The 21,604-nt window shown below is 61.0% G+C and carries 16 protein-coding genes and 4 tRNA genes; 10 read left to right on the top strand and 10 right to left on the bottom strand.

The window, feature by feature from the left end; genetic code table 11:
* Positions 1-105: 105 nt before the first annotated feature.
* The 6 genes from clpP to BFP89_RS07325 all read right to left on the bottom strand — a co-directional run bounded on the left by clpP (position 106) and on the right by BFP89_RS07325 (position 3,021).
* Entirely contained in the window at positions 106-741 is a 636-nt protein-coding gene (gene clpP / locus BFP89_RS07350; protein WP_003174822.1) for an ATP-dependent Clp endopeptidase proteolytic subunit ClpP, read from the bottom strand.
* A 91-nt stretch (positions 742-832) separates the two neighbouring features.
* Entirely contained in the window at positions 833-2,143 is a 1,311-nt protein-coding gene (gene tig, locus BFP89_RS07345) for a trigger factor (RefSeq protein ID WP_065884859.1), read from the bottom strand.
* Between the two features lie 399 nt (positions 2,144-2,542).
* A tRNA-His gene (locus BFP89_RS07340) sits at positions 2,543-2,618 on the bottom strand.
* A gap of 77 nt (positions 2,619-2,695) precedes the next feature.
* Positions 2,696-2,780: transfer RNA gene (locus BFP89_RS07335), tRNA-Leu, on the bottom strand.
* Positions 2,781-2,836: 56 nt separating this feature from the next.
* A tRNA-His gene (locus tag BFP89_RS07330) sits at positions 2,837-2,912 on the bottom strand.
* A gap of 32 nt (positions 2,913-2,944) precedes the next feature.
* Positions 2,945-3,021, bottom strand: a tRNA-Arg gene (locus BFP89_RS07325).
* 274 nt (positions 3,022-3,295) lie between these two features.
* On the opposite strand from BFP89_RS07325, the gene folD reads away from it, so the two are divergent.
* Together folD and pbpG are read left to right on the top strand one after the other, a co-directional pair.
* On the top strand, positions 3,296-4,150 hold the full coding sequence (gene folD / locus BFP89_RS07320) for a bifunctional methylenetetrahydrofolate dehydrogenase/methenyltetrahydrofolate cyclohydrolase FolD (RefSeq protein WP_065884858.1): 855 nt from the start codon (positions 3,296-3,298) through the stop codon (positions 4,148-4,150).
* A 208-nt stretch (positions 4,151-4,358) separates the two neighbouring features.
* Positions 4,359-5,282: a D-alanyl-D-alanine endopeptidase gene (gene pbpG, locus BFP89_RS07315; RefSeq protein WP_065884857.1), complete on the top strand. Its 924-nt coding sequence runs from the start codon at positions 4,359-4,361 to the stop codon at positions 5,280-5,282.
* Between the two features lie 54 nt (positions 5,283-5,336).
* Here the strand turns inward: pbpG and BFP89_RS07310 are convergent, their stop codons facing one another.
* Entirely contained in the window at positions 5,337-5,999 is a 663-nt protein-coding gene (locus BFP89_RS07310; protein WP_065884856.1) for a peptidase C39 family protein, read from the bottom strand.
* Positions 6,000-6,210: 211 nt separating this feature from the next.
* Between BFP89_RS07310 and BFP89_RS28895 the strand changes: the two genes are divergently transcribed.
* Complete coding sequence (locus BFP89_RS28895) at positions 6,211-6,372, top strand: hypothetical protein (protein WP_163001576.1); 162 nt, start codon at positions 6,211-6,213, stop codon at positions 6,370-6,372.
* Here the strand turns inward: BFP89_RS28895 and BFP89_RS07305 are convergent.
* On the bottom strand, positions 6,369-6,779 hold the full coding sequence (locus BFP89_RS07305; RefSeq protein WP_065884855.1) for a PA0061/PA0062 family lipoprotein: 411 nt from the start codon (positions 6,777-6,779) through the stop codon (positions 6,369-6,371). The genes BFP89_RS28895 and BFP89_RS07305 overlap by 4 nt on opposite strands.
* 204 nt (positions 6,780-6,983) lie before the next feature.
* On the opposite strand from BFP89_RS07305, the gene BFP89_RS07300 reads away from it, so the two are divergent.
* From BFP89_RS07300 to BFP89_RS07285, 4 genes are all read left to right on the top strand, one after another.
* Positions 6,984-10,205: an efflux RND transporter permease subunit gene (locus tag BFP89_RS07300; RefSeq protein ID WP_065884854.1), complete on the top strand. Its 3,222-nt coding sequence runs from the start codon at positions 6,984-6,986 to the stop codon at positions 10,203-10,205.
* Positions 10,195-11,364: an efflux RND transporter periplasmic adaptor subunit gene (locus tag BFP89_RS07295; RefSeq protein WP_065884853.1), complete on the top strand. Its 1,170-nt coding sequence runs from the start codon at positions 10,195-10,197 to the stop codon at positions 11,362-11,364. Before BFP89_RS07300 ends, BFP89_RS07295 begins: the two co-directional genes overlap by 11 nt.
* A complete protein-coding gene (locus BFP89_RS07290; protein ID WP_065884852.1) occupies positions 11,348-12,781 on the top strand; it encodes an efflux transporter outer membrane subunit in 1,434 nt (477 codons plus the stop codon). The genes BFP89_RS07295 and BFP89_RS07290 overlap by 17 nt, the downstream gene beginning before the upstream one ends.
* Before the next feature lie 211 nt (positions 12,782-12,992).
* Positions 12,993-13,451 carry an REP-associated tyrosine transposase gene (locus BFP89_RS07285; RefSeq protein WP_065884851.1) on the top strand — a complete coding sequence of 153 codons (459 nt, stop codon included), beginning with the start codon at positions 12,993-12,995 and terminating at the stop codon, positions 13,449-13,451.
* Between the two features lie 122 nt (positions 13,452-13,573).
* On the opposite strand, the gene BFP89_RS07280 is transcribed toward BFP89_RS07285, so the two are convergent.
* Both BFP89_RS07280 and BFP89_RS07275 read right to left on the bottom strand, forming a co-directional pair.
* Positions 13,574-14,857, bottom strand: a complete 1,284-nt coding sequence (locus BFP89_RS07280) for a Zn-dependent hydrolase (RefSeq protein WP_065884850.1) — start codon at positions 14,855-14,857, stop codon at positions 13,574-13,576.
* 159 nt (positions 14,858-15,016) lie between these two features.
* Positions 15,017-16,504 carry an NCS1 family nucleobase:cation symporter-1 gene (locus BFP89_RS07275; protein WP_065884849.1) on the bottom strand — a complete coding sequence of 496 codons (1,488 nt, stop codon included), beginning with the start codon at positions 16,502-16,504 and terminating at the stop codon, positions 15,017-15,019.
* A 602-nt stretch (positions 16,505-17,106) separates the two neighbouring features.
* On the opposite strand from BFP89_RS07275, the gene hydA reads away from it, so the two are divergent.
* The 3 genes from hydA (at position 17,107) to preA (ending at position 21,350) form a co-directional block, all read left to right on the top strand.
* On the top strand, positions 17,107-18,546 hold the full coding sequence (gene hydA, locus BFP89_RS07270; protein ID WP_065884848.1) for a dihydropyrimidinase: 1,440 nt from the start codon (positions 17,107-17,109) through the stop codon (positions 18,544-18,546).
* Positions 18,547-18,708: 162 nt separating this feature from the next.
* Positions 18,709-20,076, top strand: a complete 1,368-nt coding sequence (locus tag BFP89_RS07265) for an NAD(P)-dependent oxidoreductase (protein ID WP_065884847.1) — start codon at positions 18,709-18,711, stop codon at positions 20,074-20,076.
* Positions 20,076-21,350 carry an NAD-dependent dihydropyrimidine dehydrogenase subunit PreA gene (gene preA, locus BFP89_RS07260; protein ID WP_065884846.1) on the top strand — a complete coding sequence of 425 codons (1,275 nt, stop codon included), beginning with the start codon at positions 20,076-20,078 and terminating at the stop codon, positions 21,348-21,350. The genes BFP89_RS07265 and preA overlap by 1 nt, the downstream gene beginning before the upstream one ends.
* Positions 21,351-21,604: the final 254 nt, after the last annotated feature.

Genomic DNA, 21,604 nt, shown 5'->3' with positions numbered 1-21,604 from the left:
ATCCAAATCCGATAGGCTTGCAACACAAGATGAAGGCTTATGCGGGCTTTTTCAAGCCCGCCAGTGGTCGGGCATGCCGACCAGCCCTATTTTGAGCGGCTTATATTAAGCGGGGCGCTTTTCGATCACTGCGTCGATCAACCCGTATTCACGGGCGGCTTCAGCGCTCATGAAATTATCACGGTTGGTATCACGCTCGATTTCTTCAAGTGTGTGCCCGCTGTGCTTGGCCATCAGCGTATTGAGGCGCTCACGAATGAAGAGGATTTCCTTGGCATGGATTTCGATGTCCGATGCCTGGCCCTGGAAACCGCCCAGTGGCTGGTGAATCATCACGCGTGAGTTCGGCAGGCAGTAACGCTTGCCCTCGGCACCGGCGGTCAGCAGGAATGCACCCATGCTGCAGGCCTGGCCAATGCAGGTAGTCGACACGTTTGGCTTGATGAACTGCATGGTGTCGTAGATCGACATGCCCGCTGTCACCGAACCGCCCGGCGAGTTGATGTAGAGATGGATGTCCTTGTCCGGGTTTTCCGCTTCAAGGAACAGCAGCTGCGCACAGATCAGGTTCGCCATGTAGTCCTCTACCGGGCCAACCAGAAAGATCACTCGCTCCTTGAGCAGGCGCGAGTAGATGTCGTAGGCGCGTTCGCCACGAGCGGACTGCTCGACAACCATCGGGACCAGGCCGCCTGCGGCCTGGATATCAGAGTTCTGCTGAATATAGGAATTACGGAACATGCTCTGCAGTTACTCCCAAATAGTCATGTCTTGAAAACGCATAAGCCAGCGCGAGGCTGGCTTATGGTTGAATTTCCAACGAGTTGGACAATCAGTCGGCTTGTGCTGCTTCTGCCGGTTTGACTGCTTCTTCGTAAGAGACCGCTTTATCGGTCACCTTAGCCTTCTGCAGAACAGTATCCACAACTTGTTCTTCCAGCACAACCGAACGTACTTCGTTCAGTTGCTGGTCGTTCTTGTAGTACCAAGCCACAACCTGCTCAGGCTCCTGGTAGGCCGAGGCCATTTCCTGGATCATTTCGCGAACACGGTCTTCGTCCGGCTTGAGGTCGAACTGCTTGACCACTTCAGCCACGATCAGGCCCAGCACGACGCGGCGCTTGGCTTGTTCTTCGAACAGCTCGGCCGGCAGCTGGTCAGGCTTGATGTTGCCACCAAACTGCTGGACAGCTTGTACGCGCAGGCGATCCACTTCGTTGGACAGCAGGGCCTTTGGCACTTCGATCGGGTTGGCGGACAGCAGACCGTCCATGACCTGGTTCTTGACCTTGGACTTGATCGCCTGACGCAGCTCGCGCTCCATGTTCTTGCGAACTTCGGTGCGGAAGCCTTCGATGCCGGTTTCCTTGATGCCGAATTGAGCGAAGAACTCTTCGTTCAGTTCCGGCAGCTTAGGCTCGGAAACGCTGTTGACGGTCACGGTGAACTCGGCGGCTTTGCCGGCCAGGTCCAGGTTCTGGTAGTCAGCAGGGAATTCCAGGTTCAGAACGCGCTCTTCACCGGCCTTGGCGCCGACCAGGCCGTCTTCGAAGCCCGGGATCATGCGGTTGGAGCCCAGCACCAGCTGGGTACCGGTAGCGGAACCGCCAGCGAACACTTCGCCGCCAACCTTACCAACGAAATCGATGTTCAGTTGGTCTTCGTTCTGGGCGGCACGGTCGGCCACTTCGAAACGGGTGTTCTGCTTGCGCAGGATTTCCAGCATGTTGTCCAGGTCCGAATCAGCGACATCGGCGCTCAGGCGCTCGATTTCGATGCCTTCAAAACCGGCCACTTCAAACTCAGGGAACACTTCGAACGTCGCTACGTATTCCAGGTCCTTGCCAGCTTCCAGGGACTTGGGTTCGATCGACGGCGAGCCAGCCGGGTTCAGCTTCTGCTCGACAACGGCTTCGTAGAAGGAAGCCTGGATCACGTCACCTACCGCTTCCTGGCGCGCATCGGCACCAAAACGACGCTTGATTTCGCTCATCGGCACTTTGCCTGGACGGAAACCAGCGATCTTGGCCTTCTGGGCAGTCTGCTGCAGACGCTTGTTGACCGCAGTCTCGATACGCTCTGCCGGCACGGTGATGCTCATGCGGCGCTCGAGAGCAGTAGTATTTTCAACAGAAACTTGCATGGATATTCCTCGTTGCACAGACATTAGCCGGCCATTTCCGACCCCAATCAAGGGCATGCATTCTAGTGGGTCAAACTCAAGAAGTCACCCTACTGAAAATACACCTGGAAACAGCCAGCAATTTATCGGTACGAAGGCACTGAAGTACCTCGCCCCGGTGACAAATACAGCCAATTGCGCCAGGGCTCTGCGCCGCCCTTCTATATAGAGAGAAAGCAGCCATTCATCTCCCTGACGGTCCGCCCCGCGAACGGCGCGAACGGGCAACGCGGCATCATCGAGACACACAAATACGACGAAACGCGCTGCCGATGGAGCCCACTACCTGCGACCGCTGACCTATCAAGCGGCCAAAACCAAAAAAGGCGCCAGACTGTTAAATCTGGCGCCTTTCGAATATGGGGTGGACGAAGGGGATCGAACCCTCGACAACGGGAGTCACAATCCCGTGCTCTACCAACTGAGCTACGCCCACCATATTGCATTAACAAAGAAACCAAACTACTTCTTTGTTCAACCCTGCCCGGCCTGACAGCCGAGCAACGTTTTATTTGGTGCGGATGAAGAGACTCGAACTCTTACGCCTCGCGGCGCTGGAACCTAAATCCAGTGTGTCTACCAATTCCACCACATCCGCGCTTGAAGCTCTTAAAGCAAAGGCGCCAGACGGTTAATCTGGCGCCTTTCAAAATATGGGGTGGACGAAGGGGATCGAACCCTCGACAACGGGAGTCACAATCCCGTGCTCTACCAACTGAGCTACGCCCACCATATAGCGCTACTTGTGCCAAAGCTGCCTAATGGCGCACCCGGCAGGACTCGAACCTGCGACCATCCGCTTAGAAGGCGGATGCTCTATCCAGCTGAGCTACGGGCGCCTGATTAATCTGTACTCTTGGAGGATTACAAACTAAGTGTTTCCAGCCTTGCAGGACAACAATTCTGCTCGACTTTCTAACCAGTGCTAGGCTGTGCCCGACAAGTGCGACGAATAGTATAGAGCGGCCTGAAACCCGTCAAATCTTTTTTGAAAAAAACTGATTTTATTTAAGGGGTTAGGCCAATTTGCAGACCAAGCGCCTTTGCCCTCGCGCCTTGGCGTGCGAGAATGCGCGCACTTTTCTTCCCCCTCTCGATGGTTAATCACGCGTAATGACTGCACAACTTATCGACGGCAAATCAATCGCCGCCAGCCTGCGCCAGCAGATCGCCAAACGCGTTACCGAGCGTCGCCAGCAAGGCCTGCGCACGCCTGGCCTCGCGGTGATCCTGGTCGGCAGCGATCCCGCCTCTCAGGTTTATGTCTCGCACAAGCGTAAAGACTGCGAAGAGGTGGGCTTTATCTCCAAAGCCTACGACTTGCCTTCGGACACCACTCAACAGGCCCTGGCCGACCTGATTGACAGCCTCAACGATGACCCGAACATGGACGGCATCCTGCTCCAGTTGCCGCTGCCCGAGCACCTGGACGCCTCCCAACTGCTGGAACGCATCCGCCCGGACAAAGACGTCGATGGTTTCCACCCCTATAACGTCGGTCGCCTGGCCCAGCGCATCCCGCTGCTGCGCCCCTGCACGCCCAAGGGGATCATGACGTTGCTGGAAAGCACCGGCGTCGATCTCTATGGCCTCGACGCCGTCGTGGTGGGCGCCTCGAATATCGTCGGTCGCCCGATGGCCATGGAACTGTTGCTGGCCGGCTGCACCGTGACCGTCACCCACCGCTTCACCAAGGACCTGGCCGGCCACGTTGGCCGCGCCGACCTGGTGGTGGTCGCCGCCGGCAAGCCGGGCCTGGTCAAAGGTGAATGGATCAAGGAAGGCGCCATCGTCATTGACGTGGGCATCAACCGCCAGGACGACGGCAAGCTGGTCGGCGACGTGGTCTACGACACCGCCCTGCCCCGCGCCGGCTGGATCACCCCGGTTCCAGGCGGCGTAGGCCCGATGACCCGGGCGTGCCTGCTGGAGAACACGCTGTATGCGGCGGAAACGCTCCACGGCTAATAACCACGCGTACTGAAAAAGCCCTGCCTTAGCGCGGGGCTTTTTATTGCCTGAAGAAAAACTGTTTTTTCTTAGTTTTTAAGCACTTTCGTCTGGTTCTGGAAGAACATTCGACAGTTTCTGATCCATACTCCTAGAATGTAACGCCATTTTTCATAAAACCCGTTTCCCAAACGGTATTTCCTTACTTTTTAGCGAGTTCATCCGCGTGAAAATTCGTCTTTCTCTTGTCAGCCTGTTTTTTGCTTTGACAGGCACCTTCGCCCACGCCGCCGAATCCACCCTGGCCCCGCGTGACGCCTCCAAACTGCAAATTGCGTCCGGCAGCGCCATGCTGGTGGATTTGCAGACCAACAAAGTGATCTATGCCAGCAACCCCGATGTGGTGGTGCCCATTGCGTCCGTAAGCAAGCTGATGACCGGCCTGATCGTGCTGGAAGCCAAGCAGAACATGGATGAATACATCGATATCAACATCACCGACACGCCGGAGATGAAAGGGGTGTTCTCGCGCGTGAAGATCGGCAGCCAGATGCCGCGCAAGGAGATGCTGCTGATCGCGCTGATGTCCTCGGAAAACCGCGCCGCCGCGAGCCTGGCCCACCATTATCCGGGCGGCTACGCGGCGTTTATTGCGGCGATGAACGCCAAGGCCAAGGCGCTGGGCATGACCAGCACCCATTACGTGGAGCCTACAGGCCTGTCGATCCATAACGTGTCGACCGCCCGCGACCTGAGCAAGTTGCTGGCCTATGCGCGCAAATTCCCGATGTTGAGCCAGTTGAGCACCACCAAGGAAAAGACCGTGGCGTTTCGCAAGCCCAACTACACCCTGGGTTTTTCCAACACCGATCACCTGATCAATCGTGCCAATTGGGACATCAAGCTGACCAAGACCGGCTTTACCAACCAGGCCGGGCACTGCCTGGTGCTGGTCACGAGCATGGGTAACCGCCCGGTGTCGCTGGTGATCCTGGATGCCTTTGGCAAATTCACCCACTTTGCCGATGCCAGCCGTATTCGCAGCTGGGTCGAGACCGGCAAGGGCGGCGCGGTGCCGGATGTGGCGCTGCGCTACAAGGCTGACAAGAATCTGAAGAACCGTGCGGGTGTGACGGAGGTGCGCCGCTGACTCACTCACAACAGAAATCAAATGTGGGAGGGGGCTTGCCCCCTCCCACATTTTTTATTTGCGTTCTGTCAGGACTTTCAGCGCCTGGGCCGCCGCCCCTTCCTGCCCGGCCTGGGCCGTAGCGTTCGCTGCCTCCCGCCAACGCTGCGCGTCTACATTCGCCGGCAACTGGCTCGGACGCTGGGCCAGGATCGCCCAATGCCCAGCGCTCTTCCACGCCGACTCAAAGTCACTGAAGCCCATTATCAATCGCCGCTCCCTGCCGGAACGCAACAGCACCGTGCTTTTCTGCTGATTGAACCCCACCACCACGACGTAACGCGGGCCGGACCAGAAGCTGGAGTTGATGCGCGCCATCACCGGATAACCGGCCGCCACCTGTGCCAGCACTGCGGTCAGCCCGGCATCCAGCGGATACACCATCAGCCCGTACTCACGCGCCAGCTTTGGCATGTTGCGCTCAAGGTCCGCCTCGGCGCCCGGCAGGTGCAGTGGCTTATCGAGCAGTCCCGGTGTCATGACAATGCCTTGTTGCGACAGCATGCTGGCCAGTGCCGCAGGACCGCTCTGATAAGCCTCGCTGCGGAAAGTGGGGACGCCATTGAGCTCAACCCGCTCCGGCAGGCCGGGAAGTTTCGACGGCTGGCTGGAACAGGCCATCAGCCCCAGGGCACAGGCCAGCAGGATGGATGTTTTGAGGTTCGACCGTAAGCGCAATGTTTGACTCTCTTGATCAACTGCCGGTGAGGGCCCCGATCATAGGACGCTCTTGGGCAAGGGTATAGCCTCACGTGTCGATAAACCGCCCGCCATAGAGCAAACAAGTTGGACGGACACGACCATTGGTCAATAGCAGGCAACCGCCGGGTAGCTAGACTGTCCATTGAGAAGACTGTGTGTACCCCGGACGGGGTGAAGGGAGGCCTGAATGAGCCTTGCAACGACGATTTTCCTGTTGATCTGCGGTTGGCTGGCGGTGGCCGCCGCCATGTTGTGGGGGGTCATGCGCGTGACCCGGCGGCACCATCACCCCCACGTCAAACCCGCCGCGCCCGCCAAGCCGAGCAAGGCGACGGTGCATCACGCCTAGCCGGGCATGCAATTGAAGTCCTGGGTGGCGGCGACCTCCTTGCCGTGGCCATCCTTGAGCGCTGCGCGCACGGTAGTCCCCAGGCTCGATTCCTCCAGGGTGTAATGCTCACCCGCCTTGAAATGCTTGTACTCGACCCGGCCCTGGCAGTCCTGCTGGTTATCGTCGCCGGGCTCCTCCTCGAACAACGTCACGTCCAGGCGATGGTCCCCGGGGCTCACTTCGAAGTAGCGCCCGTCATCGACGCGCTTGCCATCGAGACGCTCGGCCAGCAAGTCATTCGGTGCCTCTTCTTTCAAGCCGATCCAGGCTTGGCTCGGGTCGGCCTTGGGTATCGGGCCGGCACACGCCGACAACAGTACGACAGCCGCAAGGGTGGGAATCAACAACAGTGTTTTCGGTGACATGGCAGGGCTCCAAAGCGCATCAGTAAAAAGCGTATCCGATGGCTGACAAGCTTGAAGAGCTGTCGTTTGTAGAACAAATGAATACAAATGAAACGATCTTCAGCCGTTACCTAAATGTTCCTTCACCTGGCTGAAAGGTGCGTGTTAGGTGGGTCGGGCAAGACTGCCGGGGTTTGCAATCCTGCTTTTCTCGGAGACTCACGCATGCTCGGGCTGGTAAAGACCGCACTGCACAAGCCGTACACGTTTATCGTGCTGGCCATATTCATCTGCATCATCGGGCCCATGGCGGCCCTGCGTACACCCACCGATGTGTTCCCCGATATCGGTATCCCCGTGGTCGCCGTGGTCTGGCAATACAACGGCCTGTCGCCGGACGCCATGGCCGGGCGGGTGATCTACACCTACGAACGCTCCCTGAGCACCACCGTCAACGACATCGAACATATCGAATCGCAATCCCTTCCGGGCATGGGCATCGTCAAGATCTTCTTCCAGCCCGGCGTGGATATCCGCACCGCCAACGCCCAGGTCACGGCGGTATCACAGACGGTGCTCAAGCAAATGCCCCCGGGTATCACGCCGCCGTTGATCCTCAACTACAGCGCCTCCACGGTGCCGATCCTGCAAATGGCGTTCTCCAGCCCGAGCCTGTCGGAGGCGAAAATCCGCGACCTGGTGCAGAACAATATCCGCCTGCCGCTGAGCGCCCTGCCCGGCCTGGCGATGCCCACGCCAATGGGCGGCAAGCAGCGCCAGATCACCCTGGACCTCGATCCCCAGGCCCTGGCGGCCAAGGGTTTGTCGGCCCAGGATGTGGGCAATGCGCTGGCATTGCAGAACCAGATCATCCCGGTGGGCACCGCCAAGCTTGGCCCCAACGAATACACGATCCTGCTGAACAACAGCCCCAAGGCCATCGATGAGCTCAACGACTTGCCGATCAAGAACGTCGACGGCGCGATCATCACCATCGGCCAAGTGGCCCATGTACGGGACGGCTCGCCCCCGCAGACCAATATCGTGCGCGTCGACGGCCACCGTGCGGTGCTGATGCCGGCCTTGAAGAACGGCAGTATCTCGACGCTCTCGATCATCGACGGCATTCGCCAGATGCTGCCGCGCATCAACGAAACCCTGCCGCCGTCGCTGAAGACCTCACTGCTGGGCGACGCCTCGGTGTTCGTCAAGCAGTCGGTGGGCAGCGTGGCCCAGGAAGGCATCATCGCCGCCCTGCTGACCAGCGCGATGATCCTGCTGTTTCTCGGCAGTTGGCGCTCGACCCTGATCATTGCCGCATCGATCCCCCTGGCGGTGCTGTCGGCCATCGCGCTGCTGGCGGTCAGCGGGCAAACCCTGAATGTGATGACCCTGGGCGGCCTGGCCCTGGCGGTGGGCATTCTGGTGGACGACGCCACGGTGACCATCGAAAACATCAACTGGCACCTTGAACAAGGCAAGGCGGTGAAGACCGCGATCCTCGACGGCGCCGCACAAATCGTCGGCCCGGCGTTCGTCTCGTTGCTATGCATCTGCATCGTGTTCGTGCCGATGTTCCTGCTGCAGGGCATCGCCGGGTATCTGTTCCGGCCGATGGCGCTGGCGGTGATCTTTGCCATGGCCAGTTCGTTCATTCTCTCGCGCACCCTGGTGCCGACGCTGGCGATGTTTCTGCTCAAGCCCCACGCACCGGAGCAAGGCCCGGGACATCATCCGGAAGATGCATTCATCAACCACCACGAGGGCGAACAGCACCGCAAGCCGCGCCATGTTGCGCTGCAAGCCGTGCTGAATTTCCAGCAAGGGTTCGAGCGGCATTTCTCGAATATCCGCGACACCTACCACGGCCTGCTGATGCTCGCACTCGGCGCGCGCAAGCGCTTTATCGTCGGGTTCCTCGCCTGTGTGCTGGCCTCGTTCGTGTTGCTGCCGAGCCTGGGCCAGGATTTTTTTCCGGCCACCGATGCCGGCGCACTCGCGCTGCATGTGCGCCTGCCGCTGGGTACGCGCATCGAGGAAAGCGCCGCCGCGTTCGACCGCATCGAAGCGCGGATTCGCGAGGTGATCCCGGCGCAAGCGCTGGACACGATCGTCGACAACATCGGCATCCCGCTCAGCGGCATCGACATGGCCTACAGCAACAGCGGCACCATCGGCCCGCAGGACGGCGATATCCAGGTCACGCTGAAAAAGAACCACGCGCCCACCGCCGATTACGTGAAAAAACTGCGTGAGGCCCTGCCGCAAAGCTTTCCCGGCAGCCACTTTGCGTTCCTGCCGGCGGACATCAGCAGCCAGATCCTCAACTTCGGCGCGCCGGCACCACTGGACGTGAAGATTTCCGGGCGCAACGATGCCGAAAACCGCGCCTATGCCGTGGAACTCGAACGGCGCCTGCAACACGTACCGGGCATCGCCGACCTGCGTATCCAGCAGTCCACCGGTTACCCGTCGCTGCAGGTAAATGTGGACCGCCTGCGCGCCAATGGCCTGGGCATCACCGAAAAAGACGTGACCAACAGCATGGTCGCCTCCCTTGCCGGCAGCTCCCAAGTGGCGCCCACGTTCTGGCTGAATCCGGCCAATGGCGTGTCCTATTCGATCGTGGCCGCGACGCCGCAATACCGTCTCGACAGCCTGCCTTCGCTGGAGGCACTGCCGGTGACCGGTGCCGATGGCCAGTCCCAGATCCTCGGCGGCGTGGCGACTATTTCGCGGGTACAAAGCCCCGCGGTGGTGACGCACTACAACATCGAACCCACCCTGGACCTGTACGCCAACGTGCAGGGCCGCGACCTCGGTGGCGTCGCCCGGGATGTGCAAAAAGTCCTCGATGACACCGCGTCCATGCGCCCCAAAGGCGCGACGATCAGCCTGCACGGGCAGATCGATGCGCTGCACGAGGCGTTCAGCGGCTTGAGCTTCGGCCTGCTCGGCGCCGTGGTGTTGATCTACCTGCTGATCGTGGTCAACTTCCAATCCTGGGCCGACCCCTTCGTGATCATCACCGCGTTGCCCGCAGCATTGGCGGGGATCGTGTGGATGCTGTTCCTCAGCGGCACCTCGCTATCGGTGCCCGCCCTGACCGGCGCGATTCTGTGCATGGGCGTGGCCACCGCCAACTCGATCCTGGTAGTGAGTTTCTGCCGTGAACGCCTGGCCGAACATGGCGATGCCTTGAAAGCGGCGATGGAAGCCGGTTACACGCGCTTTCGCCCGGTGTGCATGACCGCCCTGGCGATGATCATCGGCATGCTGCCCCTGGCGCTGTCCGAGGAACAAAACGCGCCGCTGGGCCGCGCCGTGATCGGTGGGTTGATCTTCGCCACCGTCGCCACCTTGTTGTTTGTTCCCGTGGTCTTCAGCCTGGTCCACGGTCGTCACCCTACTCGCGCAATTGCTGGAGAAACGTCCCATGTCGTCTGATCAAAAACCCTCGCGCAAGCGTCTGATGCTCATGGGTGTCGGCGGCCTGACCCTGGCCGCCCTGTTGGTCGCCAACGGCTTGCACGCCCGCACGCTGCATGAACAAGCGGTGACCGCCTGGACTGAAACCGCGGCCATCCCCGAAGTGAGGGTGTTCCAGCCCAAACAGAATGCCAGCGGCGACACCCTGCGCTTGCCGGCGCACCTGGAGGCCTGGAGCAAGGCGCCGATCCATGCCCGGGTCAGCGGCTATTTGAAGGACTGGAAAGTCGATATCGGCAGCCAGGTCAAGGCCGGGCAAATCCTCGCGCAAATCGACAGCCCGGACCTTGACCAGCAACTGGCGCAAACCCACGCCCACCTGGTCCAGGAACAGGCCAATGCACGCCTGGCCGCCACCACTGCAACGCGCTGGCAAAACCTGCTGGCCAGCCACTCCGTGTCGCGCCAGGAGGCCGATGAGAAAACCTCGGATGCCGCCGCCGCCAAAGCCAACGCCCAGGCGGCCGCCGCCGACTATGCGCGGCTGTGCGCACTGGAAAGCTACAAGACCCTGCGTGCGCCCTTCGCCGGCACCATCACCGCGCGCAATACCGACATCGGCCAGTTGATCAAGGCCGACACCGACAGTGATCCGGAACTGTTCAGCCTTGCCGACACCCACCAGCTGCGCCTGTACGTGCCGGTGCCACAGAACTACGCGGCGGTGATCCACCCAGGCCTGGAGGCCGAGCTGACGGTGCCCGAACATCCGGGCGAGCACTTCAAGGCGCGCCTGATCGGCGACTCCACGGCCATCGACCGACGCTCCGGCACCCTGCTCGCGCAGTTCGTCGTCGACAACCCGAACGGTGAATTGCTGCCCGGCGACTATGCCGAAGCGACCTTGCCGATTCCGGCGGACACCCATGGCGTGAGCATCCCCGCCAGCGCGTTGATCTTCCGTGCCCAGGGCACCCAGGTCGCGGTGCTGGACCGGCAAGACCACGTGCACCTGCAAGCCATTCATATCGGCCTGGACCTGGGCGAACGCCTGGTGATCGACCAGGGCCTGAAACCCGCCGACCGCATCATCGACAACCCACCCGACGCCCTGCGCGAAGGCGACGCGGTACAACTGGCCGACGCCACCGGGGGTGCCCATGCGCCCAAGGCTTAACCCGTTTGCGGCACTGATGCTACTGGCCTTGCAAGGCTGCTCCATGGCACCCGTGTACCACGTGCCGTCGGTTGACCTGCCGGCCGGTTACCGCGAACAGACCAGCGACGGCCCGTGGCACAGCGCGCAGCCGTCCGACACCTTGGCGCCGCAATGGTGGAAGCTGTACAACGACCCAACGCTCGATGCGCTGCAACAGCAACTGCTCGCGGCCAACCCGGACCTGGCCGCGGCGCTGGCGCATTTCGATGCGTCCCAGGCGTATGCCAGTCAACTGCATGCAGGGCTGTTTCCACAGCTCACCGCCAGCGCCCAGCCGTTGCGTCAGCGCCAATCGGATTCGAGGCCGTTGCGCGGCACGACGCAACCGTCGGTATACAACAGCAACACCGCCGGATTCTCGTTGAATTACGAACTGGACCTGTGGGGCAAAATCCGCAACCAGGTTGCGGCCGGCGACGCCCAGGCGCAAGCATCCGGCGATGACTTGGCCGTGGCGCGCCTGAGCCTGCAACGCCAGTTGACAACGCTGTATGTGCAACTCAACGGGCTGGATGCGCAGAGCCGGATTCTCACCCACTCGCTGGAGGATTTCAGCCAGGCGCTGCAACTCACCCGTAGCCGTTATGAGGGGCAGATCGCCTCGGAACTGGACCTCACCCGTGCGCAAAATCAACTGGCCGAGGCCAGGGCGCAGCTGGATGAAGTGCGTGGGCAGCGCAACCTCACCGAGCATGCCATCGGCGAATTGGTCGGCGTCGCGGCCGGTAACTTTTCATTGCCAGCCAGCCCGCAGTTGATGGCCTTGCCAGGGATTCCAGCGCAACTGCCCAGCCACTTGCTGCAACGTCGCCCGGATATTGCGGCGGCGGAACGGCGAGTGTTTGCAGCCAATGCCTCTATTGGCGTGGCCAAGGCGGCGTGGTATCCGGACTTCAGTCTGACCGGGTTGATTGGCGGCCAGACGCAGGGCGTGGGCAACCTGCTTTCAGCGGGCAATCGCTATTGGGCGCTGGGGCCGTTGATGAACCTGCCCATCCTTGATGGCGGACGCTTGAGCGCCAACGAACGCCAGGCCAGGGCCGAATTTGAAGAAGCATCGGCGCAGTACCGCAGCCAGGTGCTGAAAGCCGTGCGCGAGGTGGAAGACAACCTCGCACAACTGCGCGACTTGCAGCAGCAGGCCCAGGACGAACAGGCAGCAGCGGATGCAGCGCAACACACCCAGGCGCTGGCGATGAACAGCTATGAGGCGGGAGCCGTGAGTTATCTGGATGTGGTCACCGCACAGACAGCGGCCTTGCAGGCGCAGCGAACCTTGCAAGCGGTGCAGACACGGCAGTTGCAGGCGAGCGTGGGGCTGGTGACGGCGTTGGGGGGTGGGTGGCAAGCTGGAAGCGAGGGGCAGACGCACTGACGGCAGCGCCTGTTACGGCCTCATCGGGAGCAAGCCCCCTCCCACACTGGTTCCGCGACTGACACACAATGTATGAACACTGCAGGTCCCCTGTGGGAGGGGGCTTGCTCCCGATAGCGCCCTTCCAGACACATCCTGCCAAAAGCCTGCACATCACATTCAGCCCACCCCTCCTAGCCTCTCAGAGTCCACTTAGCAGAGAGGCCAGGGAATGCCTGATCTACCCGCTTCACATCGCCTGCGCATCGGCCGAATCAGCGAACCGAATCGCATCTACTTGATTACCACCAATACCCATGAACGCATTCGCCTGTTCAGCGACTTTCACCTCGGGCGCCTGGTGGTCCGGCAATTTCGAATCGCTCAGCACCAAGGGCTGGCGAACTCCCTGGCATGGGTCATCATGCCCGACCATTTCCACTGGATCATCGAGTTGAAAAAAGGCTCGCTGGCAGACCTGATGTGCCAGGTAAAATCCAGAAGCACACGAACCGTCAACGGCGCCACCGGACGCAAGGGCCGGCTATGGCAGGAAAGCTTCCACGACCGGGCGCTGCGCAAGGAGGATGACCTGGTGAAAATGGCCCGCTATGTGGTGGCCAATCCATTGCAAGCAGGGTTGGTCGAGCGGATTGGCGACTATCCGCTGTGGGATGCCATCTGGGTCTGACGTCAAACACAGTTCAAATGTGGGAGGGGGCTTGCCCCCGATGAGGGAGTGTCAGTAAGCACATCTGTGACTGATACACCGCCATCGGGGGCAAGCCCCCTCCCACATTTTTTTTCCCATTTTCAAGCCGCGAGCTTGCCGCTGGCGATGGCTGCCGAAGCCGCCACCATGGCACGCAACAACACCGCACACCCCGCCGCCAAATCATCCGGCGCGGCATTCTCGATTTCGTTGTGGCTGATACCCCCCTCACACGGCACAAAGATCATTCCCGCCGGGCCCAACTCGGCGACGAAAATCGCGTCGTGCCCTGCCCCGCTGACAATGTCCATGTGCGACAACCCCAGGCCATTGGCCGCGTCGCGCACGGCGTCCACGCAGCCTTGGTCGAAGTACAGCGGCGGGAAGTCGGCGGTAGGTTCCAGTTCAAAGCTCAAGCCATGTTTGTCGCAGGTTGCATCGATCACCTGGCGCACCTGGGCAATCATCGAATCCAGGCGTGCCGGCTCCAGGTGACGAAAATCCAGGGTCATGCGCACTTCGCCGGGAATCACATTGCGCGAACCGGGATACGCCTGCAGGCAACCCACGGTGCCGCAGGCATGCGGCTGGTGTTCCAGTGCGGCGGCGTTGACGGCGGCCACCACCGCTGCCGCGCCTACCAGAGCATCCTTGCGCAGGTGCATCGGCGTCGGCCCCGCGTGCGCTTCAACGCCCCGCAACTTCAGGTCGAACCACTTCTGCCCGAGGGCTCCGAGTACCACGCCGATGGTTTTTTTCTCATCTTCGAGAATCGGTCCTTGTTCGATATGCGCCTCGAAATAAGCACCGACTGTGTGCCCGCTCTCGGCACGCGTGCCCGCATAGCCGATGGCGTTCAGCGCCTCGCCAACGGAAACGCCGTCCACATCCACCTTGGCCAGGGTATCGGCCAGGCTGAACTTCTCGGCGAACACCCCGGAGCCCATCATGCACGGTGGAAAGCGCGAGCCTTCTTCGTTGGTCCACACCACCACCTCCAGCGGCGCCTCGGTTTCGAGCTTGAGGTCGTTGAGGGTGCGCAGCACTTCCACACCGGCCAACACGCCGAAGCAGCCGTCGAACTTGCCGCCGGTGGGCTGGGTGTCGATATGGCTGCCGGTCATCACCGGCGGCAGGTCGGGGTTGCGCCCCGGACGCCGGGCGAAAATATTGCCGATGCCGTCGACGGTCACGGTACAGCCGGCCTCCTCGCACCATTGCACGAACAGGTCGCGGGCCTTGCGGTCGAGATCGGTGAGGGCCAGGCGGCACACCCCGCCCTTGGGGGTGGCGCCGAGCTTGGCCAGGTCCATCAGCGACTGCCACAAACGGTCACGGTTGATGTGCTGATGGGTCGATTGCAGAACGTCAAGGGCAGCGTTCATGGGGGGATCTCCTCAGGCTTGAATTGACACGATTCCAACAGTGGAAACTGGTCAAAATGTGGGAGGGGGCTTGCCCCCGATAGCGGTGGTTCAGTTACAGGTGAGCTGATTGACACACTGCAATCGGGGGCAAGCCCCCTCCCACATTTTTGACCGTGTTCACATAGATGATTTGGCTGCGACCGGAGTGATCGCGCGTCTGGCGTTCAGCGCGTAATACAGCACCCCGCCCAACGCCGAGCCGGTGAACCAGCCATAGCTGTAGAACCAGCTGAACGCATTGCTGCCCAGGGACAGCAAGGTCAGCACCACCGGCACGCCGAATGCGATGAACCCGCTCCAGTTCCAGGCCGGGTACACGTCGTCCCGGTAGAGTCCCGCCAGGTCCAGCTGCTGCCTGCGGGTGATGAAGTAGTCCACCACCATGATCCCGGCAATCGGTCCCAGCAGGCTGGAGTAACCGAGCAACCAGTTGGAATACACCGTCTCCAGGCTGACATCGGACACGATCAGTCCGAGTTTTTTCAGCAGCTCATGGGCCATCAGCGCCAACCCCACCAGACCGGTCAGAATCACCGCCGTGGTGCGGTTGATCAGCTTGGGCGCGATGTTCTGAAAGTCGTTGGTCGGCGAAACGATGTTCGCCGCCGTGTTGGTCGACAAGGTAGCGATGATGATCAACGCCATGGCGACGGCGACCCACACCGGACTCTGGATATGCCCGATCAGGGTGACCGGGTCGGACACGCTGACGCCCACCAGTTTTACCGAAGCGGCGGTCATGATCACGCCCAGGGCGGCGAACAGGAACATGGTCAGCGGCAGGCCGAAAATCTGCCCGAGTATCTGGTCCTTCTGGCTTTTGGCATAGCGGCTGAAGTCGGGGATATTCAGCGACAACGTGGCCCAGAACCCCACCATTGCGGTGAGGCCGGCCATGAAGTAACCGGTGAGACTCGCCCCTTCGGGACGCTTGGGCGGGATCGCCATCAGTTCGCTGATCGACACATTCGGCATCGCCCAAACCAGCAAGCCAACGCCCACGGCAACCAGCAACGGCGCCGACAGGGTTTCCAGGCGCTTGATCGACTCGGCGCCACGCAACACCACCCACAGATTCAGGCACCAGAAAAGCATGAACCCGATCACCTCGCCGGTGCCGCCGAGGGACTTCCAGCCCTCGAAAATCGAGCCGAGAAACAGATGAATCGCCAGCCCGCCGAACATCGTCTGGATGCCAAACCAGCCGCACGCCACCAGCGCACGGATCAGGCACGGCACATTGGAGCCCAGGATGCCGAACGATGAGCGCAACAGCACCGGAAAGGGAATGCCGTACTTCGTACCCGCAAATGCGTTAAGCGTCAGTGGGATGAGAACCACAATGTTGGCCAGCAAAATCGCCATCAGCGCTTCGCCCACCGACAACCCGAAGTACGCGGTGAGCACACCGCCCAGGGTGTAGGTGGGCACACAGATCGACATGCCGACCCACAGCGCCGTGATATGCCACTTGTTCCAGGTGCGTTCATGCACCTTGGTCGGTGCCATGTCGTGGTTGTAGCGAGGGCTGTCGAGGACGTCGGGGCCGGCGTCGAGTTCGTACAGGCCGTTGCGTTCGGTGACTTGCGATCTGTTCTGTTGCATGGCCGCTCCACGGTTTTTTTAAAATTATTGTTGCTCACCTGCGCGGTTAAGGCAGGTGGCCGGAGTACCTCGTAGACAACATGACATCTCAGGCCCGGCCAGCCGCCACTGCACTCAATTACCGTGCCGACAACTGCTTCGCGACCCACACTGCATATATAACTGGCTGATGTTTATCAGCTTTATCCGATTGCCCGAGGGCCTCTTCGGAACTTGCCGTGCGACTCAGGCGCCACAACAGGAAAGTTATCCGAACCTTCAGGACTCAATCTGGTGCAACACAATTATTTTTATTTACCGGCCTCGTCAAGCGCTGTCTCTCAAGCGGCTGATTTGCAATAATAAATGTTGCTCAAATCAGCAACCTGTCAAGTGCGTCAAAATGGTAACTGATTGCTTCATTTTGGTGATTTTTTATTTTTATCAATACAAATCAAATAGTTAAACAACACGAAAGACAAATAAAAATATTCTTGCCCAATCGAAAAACTCGGGCTAGTTTCTATTCCTGTCACCGATGACAGGAATTAACCCGGCGTCGGCGAACGGTATTACAACACTTAGAACTGGCACAAGCCGGTCAAGCCTGTGAGGAACTCGACATGTCGCTGTTGATCCGTGGCGCCACCGTTATTACCCATGATGAAAGTTACCGCGCCGATGTGTTTTGCGCAGACGGTCTGATACGTGCGATCGGCACGGACCTGGATATTCCCGCCGGCACTGCAACACTCGATGGCAGCGGCCAATACTTGATGCCCGGCGGCATCGATCCCCATACCCATATGCAACTGCCGTTCATGGGCACCGTGGCCAGTGAAGACTTTTTCAGTGGCACGGCGGCGGGCCTGGCGGGCGGTACCACCTCGATCATCGACTTCGTGATTCCCAACCCGCAGCAGTCCTTGATGGAGGCGTTCCACCAATGGCGCGGCTGGGCCGAGAAGTCGGCGTCCGACTACGGCTTTCATGTGGCGATCACCTGGTGGAGCGACCAGGTACGCGAGGAAATGGCCGAACTGGTCAGCCACCACGGCATCAACAGCTTCAAGCATTTCATGGCCTACAAGAACGCGATCATGGCCGCCGACGACACCCTGGTGGCCAGTTTCGAGCGCTGCCTCGAACTGGGCGCGGTGCCCACGGTTCACGCGGAAAACGGCGAGCTGGTCTACCACCTGCAACGCAAATTGATGGCCCAGGGCATCACCGGGCCGGAAGCGCATCCGCTGTCGCGCCCTTCCCAGGTGGAAGGCGAAGCGGCCAGCCGGGCGATCCGCATCGCCGAGACCCTCGGCACGCCGCTGTACCTGGTGCACGTCTCCACCCAGGAAGCACTGGACGAAATCACCTATGCGCGGGGCAAGGGCCAGGCGGTCTACGGCGAAGTGCTCGCCGGCCATTTGTTGCTGGACGACAGCGTCTATCAGCATCCCGACTGGCAGACCGCCGCCGGCTACGTGATGAGCCCGCCGTTCCGTCCGCGCGGGCATCAGGAGGCACTCTGGCGCGGTCTGCAATCGGGCAACCTGCACACCACCGCCACCGACCACTGCTGCTTCTGCGCCGAACAAAAGGCCGTCGGGCGTGACGACTTCAGCAAGATCCCCAACGGCACCGCCGGCATCGAAGACCGCATGGCGCTGCTGTGGCACGAGGGCGTCAACACCGGGCGCCTGTCGATGCAGGAATTCGTCGCACTGACGTCCACCAACACCGCGAAGATCTTCAACCTCTACCCGCGCAAAGGCGCGATCCGCGAGGGCGCCGATGCCGACCTGGTGCTGTGGGACCCGCAGGGCACGCGCACTATTTCCGCCAAGACCCATCATCAGCAAGTCGACTTCAACATCTTCGAAGGCAAGACCGTACGCGGCGTGCCGAGCCACACCATCAGCCAGGGCAAGCTGGTCTGGGCCGATGGCGACCTGCGCGCCGAGCGGGGCGCCGGGCGGTATGTGCAGCGGCCGGCGTATCCGTCGGTGTTTGAACAGCTGAGCAAGCGGGCAGCGCTGTCCAAGCCAGTGGCTGTGAACCGCTGAGACCGCCATCGGGGGCAAGCCCCCTCCCACATTGGATCTATGTGAACCCGATCAAGTGTGGGAGGGGCGGTGCGACGATTCGACTTGCCCCCGATGAGGCCAGTGAAGGCAACAAAAATGCCCACTTAGAGGCAATCCAAAAAAAACCGTGAGGCCACTACCGTGATCCAGACCCTGACCCACCTCCCCCACCCCCGCGAAGACGGGGCCACCCTCGCCAGTCAGTTCACCGATCTGGCGCCGCCCCTCAATGCCCGCCAGGCCCGACTGGAAGCCTCGCGCTGTCTGTACTGCTACGACGCGCCGTGCGTGAACGCGTGCCCCAGCGACATTGATATTCCCTCTTTCATCCGCCATATCCACACCGAAAACGTGCAAGGCGCCGCGCAGAAAATTCTCTCGGCCAACATCCTGGGCGGCAGTTGCGCGCGCGTCTGCCCCACGGAGATCCTCTGCCAGCAAGCCTGCGTGCGCAATAACGCCGAAGAGTGCGCCCCGGTGCTGATCGGCCTGCTGCAACGCTACGCCGTGGACAACGCCCATTTCAGCGAACACCCTTTCCAACGCGCCGCGCCCACCGGTAAACGTATCGCCGTGGTCGGCGCAGGGCCTGCCGGTCTGGCCTGCGCCCACCGGGCCGCCTTGCAGGGTCATGACGTGGTGATCTTCGAGGCCCGGGAAAAAGCCGGCGGCCTGAATGAATACGGCATCGCCAAGTACAAGCTGGTGGACGACTTCGCCCAGAAGGAATTGGATTTCCTCCTGCAAATCGGCGGCATCGAGCTGCGTCACGGCCAGCGCCTGGGCGACAACCTCACCTTGAGTGAGCTGCACACTCAATTCGATGCGGTATTCCTCGGCCTCGGCCTGGCGGCCAGCAAACACCTTGGCCTGCCCCACGAGGACGCACCCGGCCTGCTCGCCGCCACCGACTACATCCGCGAACTGCGCCAAGCCGACGACCTCACCCAACTGCCGTTGGCCGACCGCTGCATCGTGCTGGGCGCCGGCAACACCGCCATCGACATGGCCGTGCAAATGGCCCGCCTCGGCGCCCGCGACGTCAACCTCGTGTACCGCCGTGGTGTGGCTGACATGGGCGCGACCCAGCATGAACAAGACATCGCCAAGGCCAATCAGGTACGCCTGTTGACCTGGGCCCAGCCCGAAGAGGTCTTGCTTGACGACGAGGGCCGAGTCCGCGGTATGCGCTTTGCCCGCACCCACCTGCAAAACGGTCGCCTGCAGCCCACCGGCGAAACCTTCGAACTGGCCGCCGACGCGATCTTCAAGGCCATCGGCCAGGGTTTCGACAACGCAGCGCTGCACGACCCACTGGCCCGGCAGCTGCATCGCGTAGGCGAACGCATCTTTGTCGACGAACACCTGCGCACCAGCATTCCCGGGGTCTATGCCGGCGGTGATTGCGTCAGCCTCGGCCAGGACCTCACCGTGCAGGCGGTGCAACACGGCAAGCTGGCCGCCGAGGCCATGCATGCCCAACTCATGCTCAATGTGGAGGCCGCGTAATGGCCGATCTGTCGATTGTATTCGCCGGTATCAAAGCCCCCAACCCGTTCTGGCTGGCCTCCGCTCCCCCCACCGACAAAGCCTACAACGTGGTGCGCGCGTTCGAGGCCGGCTGGGGCGGCGTGGTGTGGAAAACCCTGGGTGAAGACCCGGCGGCGGTCAATGTGTCGTCGCGCTATTCGGCCCACTACGGGGCCAATCGCGAAGTGCTGGGTATCAATAATATCGAGCTGATCACCGACCGTTCCCTGGAGATCAACCTGCGCGAAATCACCCAGGTGAAAAAGGATTGGCCGGACCGCGCCTTGATCGTGTCGCTGATGGTGCCTTGTGTCGAGGAGTCGTGGAAAAACATCCTGCCGCTGGTCGAGGCCACCGGCTGCGACGGCATCGAGCTGAATTTCGGTTGCCCCCATGGCATGCCCGAACGCGGCATGGGCGCGGCGGTCGGCCAGGTGCCGGAGTATGTGGAACAAGTGACGCGCTGGTGCAAGACCTATTGCTCACTGCCGGTGATCGTCAAGCTCACGCCCAATATCACCGACATTCGCGTGGCCGCGCGCGCGGCGTATCGCGGCGGCGCGGATGCGGTGTCGCTGATCAACACCATCAACTCCATCACCAGCGTCGACCTCGAACGCATGGTCGCCCTGCCGGTGGTCGGCACGCAAAGCACTCATGGCGGCTATTGCGGCTCGGCGGTCAAACCGATTGCCTTGAACATGGTCGCCGAAATCGCCCGCGACCCGCAGACCCAGGGCCTGCCGATCTGCGGCATCGGCGGCATCGGCAACTGGCGTGACGCGGCGGAATTCGTCGCCCTGGGCTGCGGCGCGGTGCAGGTATGCACGGCGGCGATGCTGCATGGGTTTCGCATCGTGGAAGAAATGAAGGATGGCTTGTCGCGGTGGATGGACAGCCAGGGTTACACCAGCTTGCAGGCGTTTTCCGGGCGCGCGGTGGGCAATACCACCGATTGGAAATACCTGGATATCAACTACCAGGTGATTGCGAAGATTGACCAGCAAGCGTGCATTGGCTGCGGGCGTTGCCATATCGCCTGCGAGGACACCTCTCACCAGGCCATCGCCAGTTTGAAGCAGGCCGACGGTACGCATCAATATGAGGTGATCGATGACGAGTGCGTGGGCTGCAATCTGTGCCAGATCACCTGCCCGGTGGCCGACTGCATCGAGATGGTGCCGATCGACACGGGCAAGCCGTTTTTGAACTGGACCCAGGACCCGCGCAATCCTTATCGGGAGGCGGTATAGGCCTGTAGACCGCCATCGGGGGCAAGCCCCCTCCCACACTTGATCGGGTTCACATAGATCCAATGTGGGAGGGGGCTTGCCCCCGATGGCGGCCTCTGGGCCGACCAGGATGTTGGATTGGACCGAGTACATATCCGTTTCTGCGGTAACGACTGCTAACGGTTCCGCTTTTACAGCGGCTCACTTTTGAAAAGCGCAAAAGTAAGCAAAACGCTCTTGCCCCACCACTCGGCACCTCGCTAATGCTCGGTGTG

The organism is Pseudomonas sp. 31 R 17, assembly GCF_900004915.1.
GTDB classification, from domain to species: Bacteria; Pseudomonadota; Gammaproteobacteria; order Pseudomonadales; family Pseudomonadaceae; genus Aquipseudomonas; species Aquipseudomonas orientalis_A.
The sequence above is the reverse complement of the archived record's forward strand: the minus strand, read 5'-3'. Positions and strand labels throughout refer to the sequence as shown.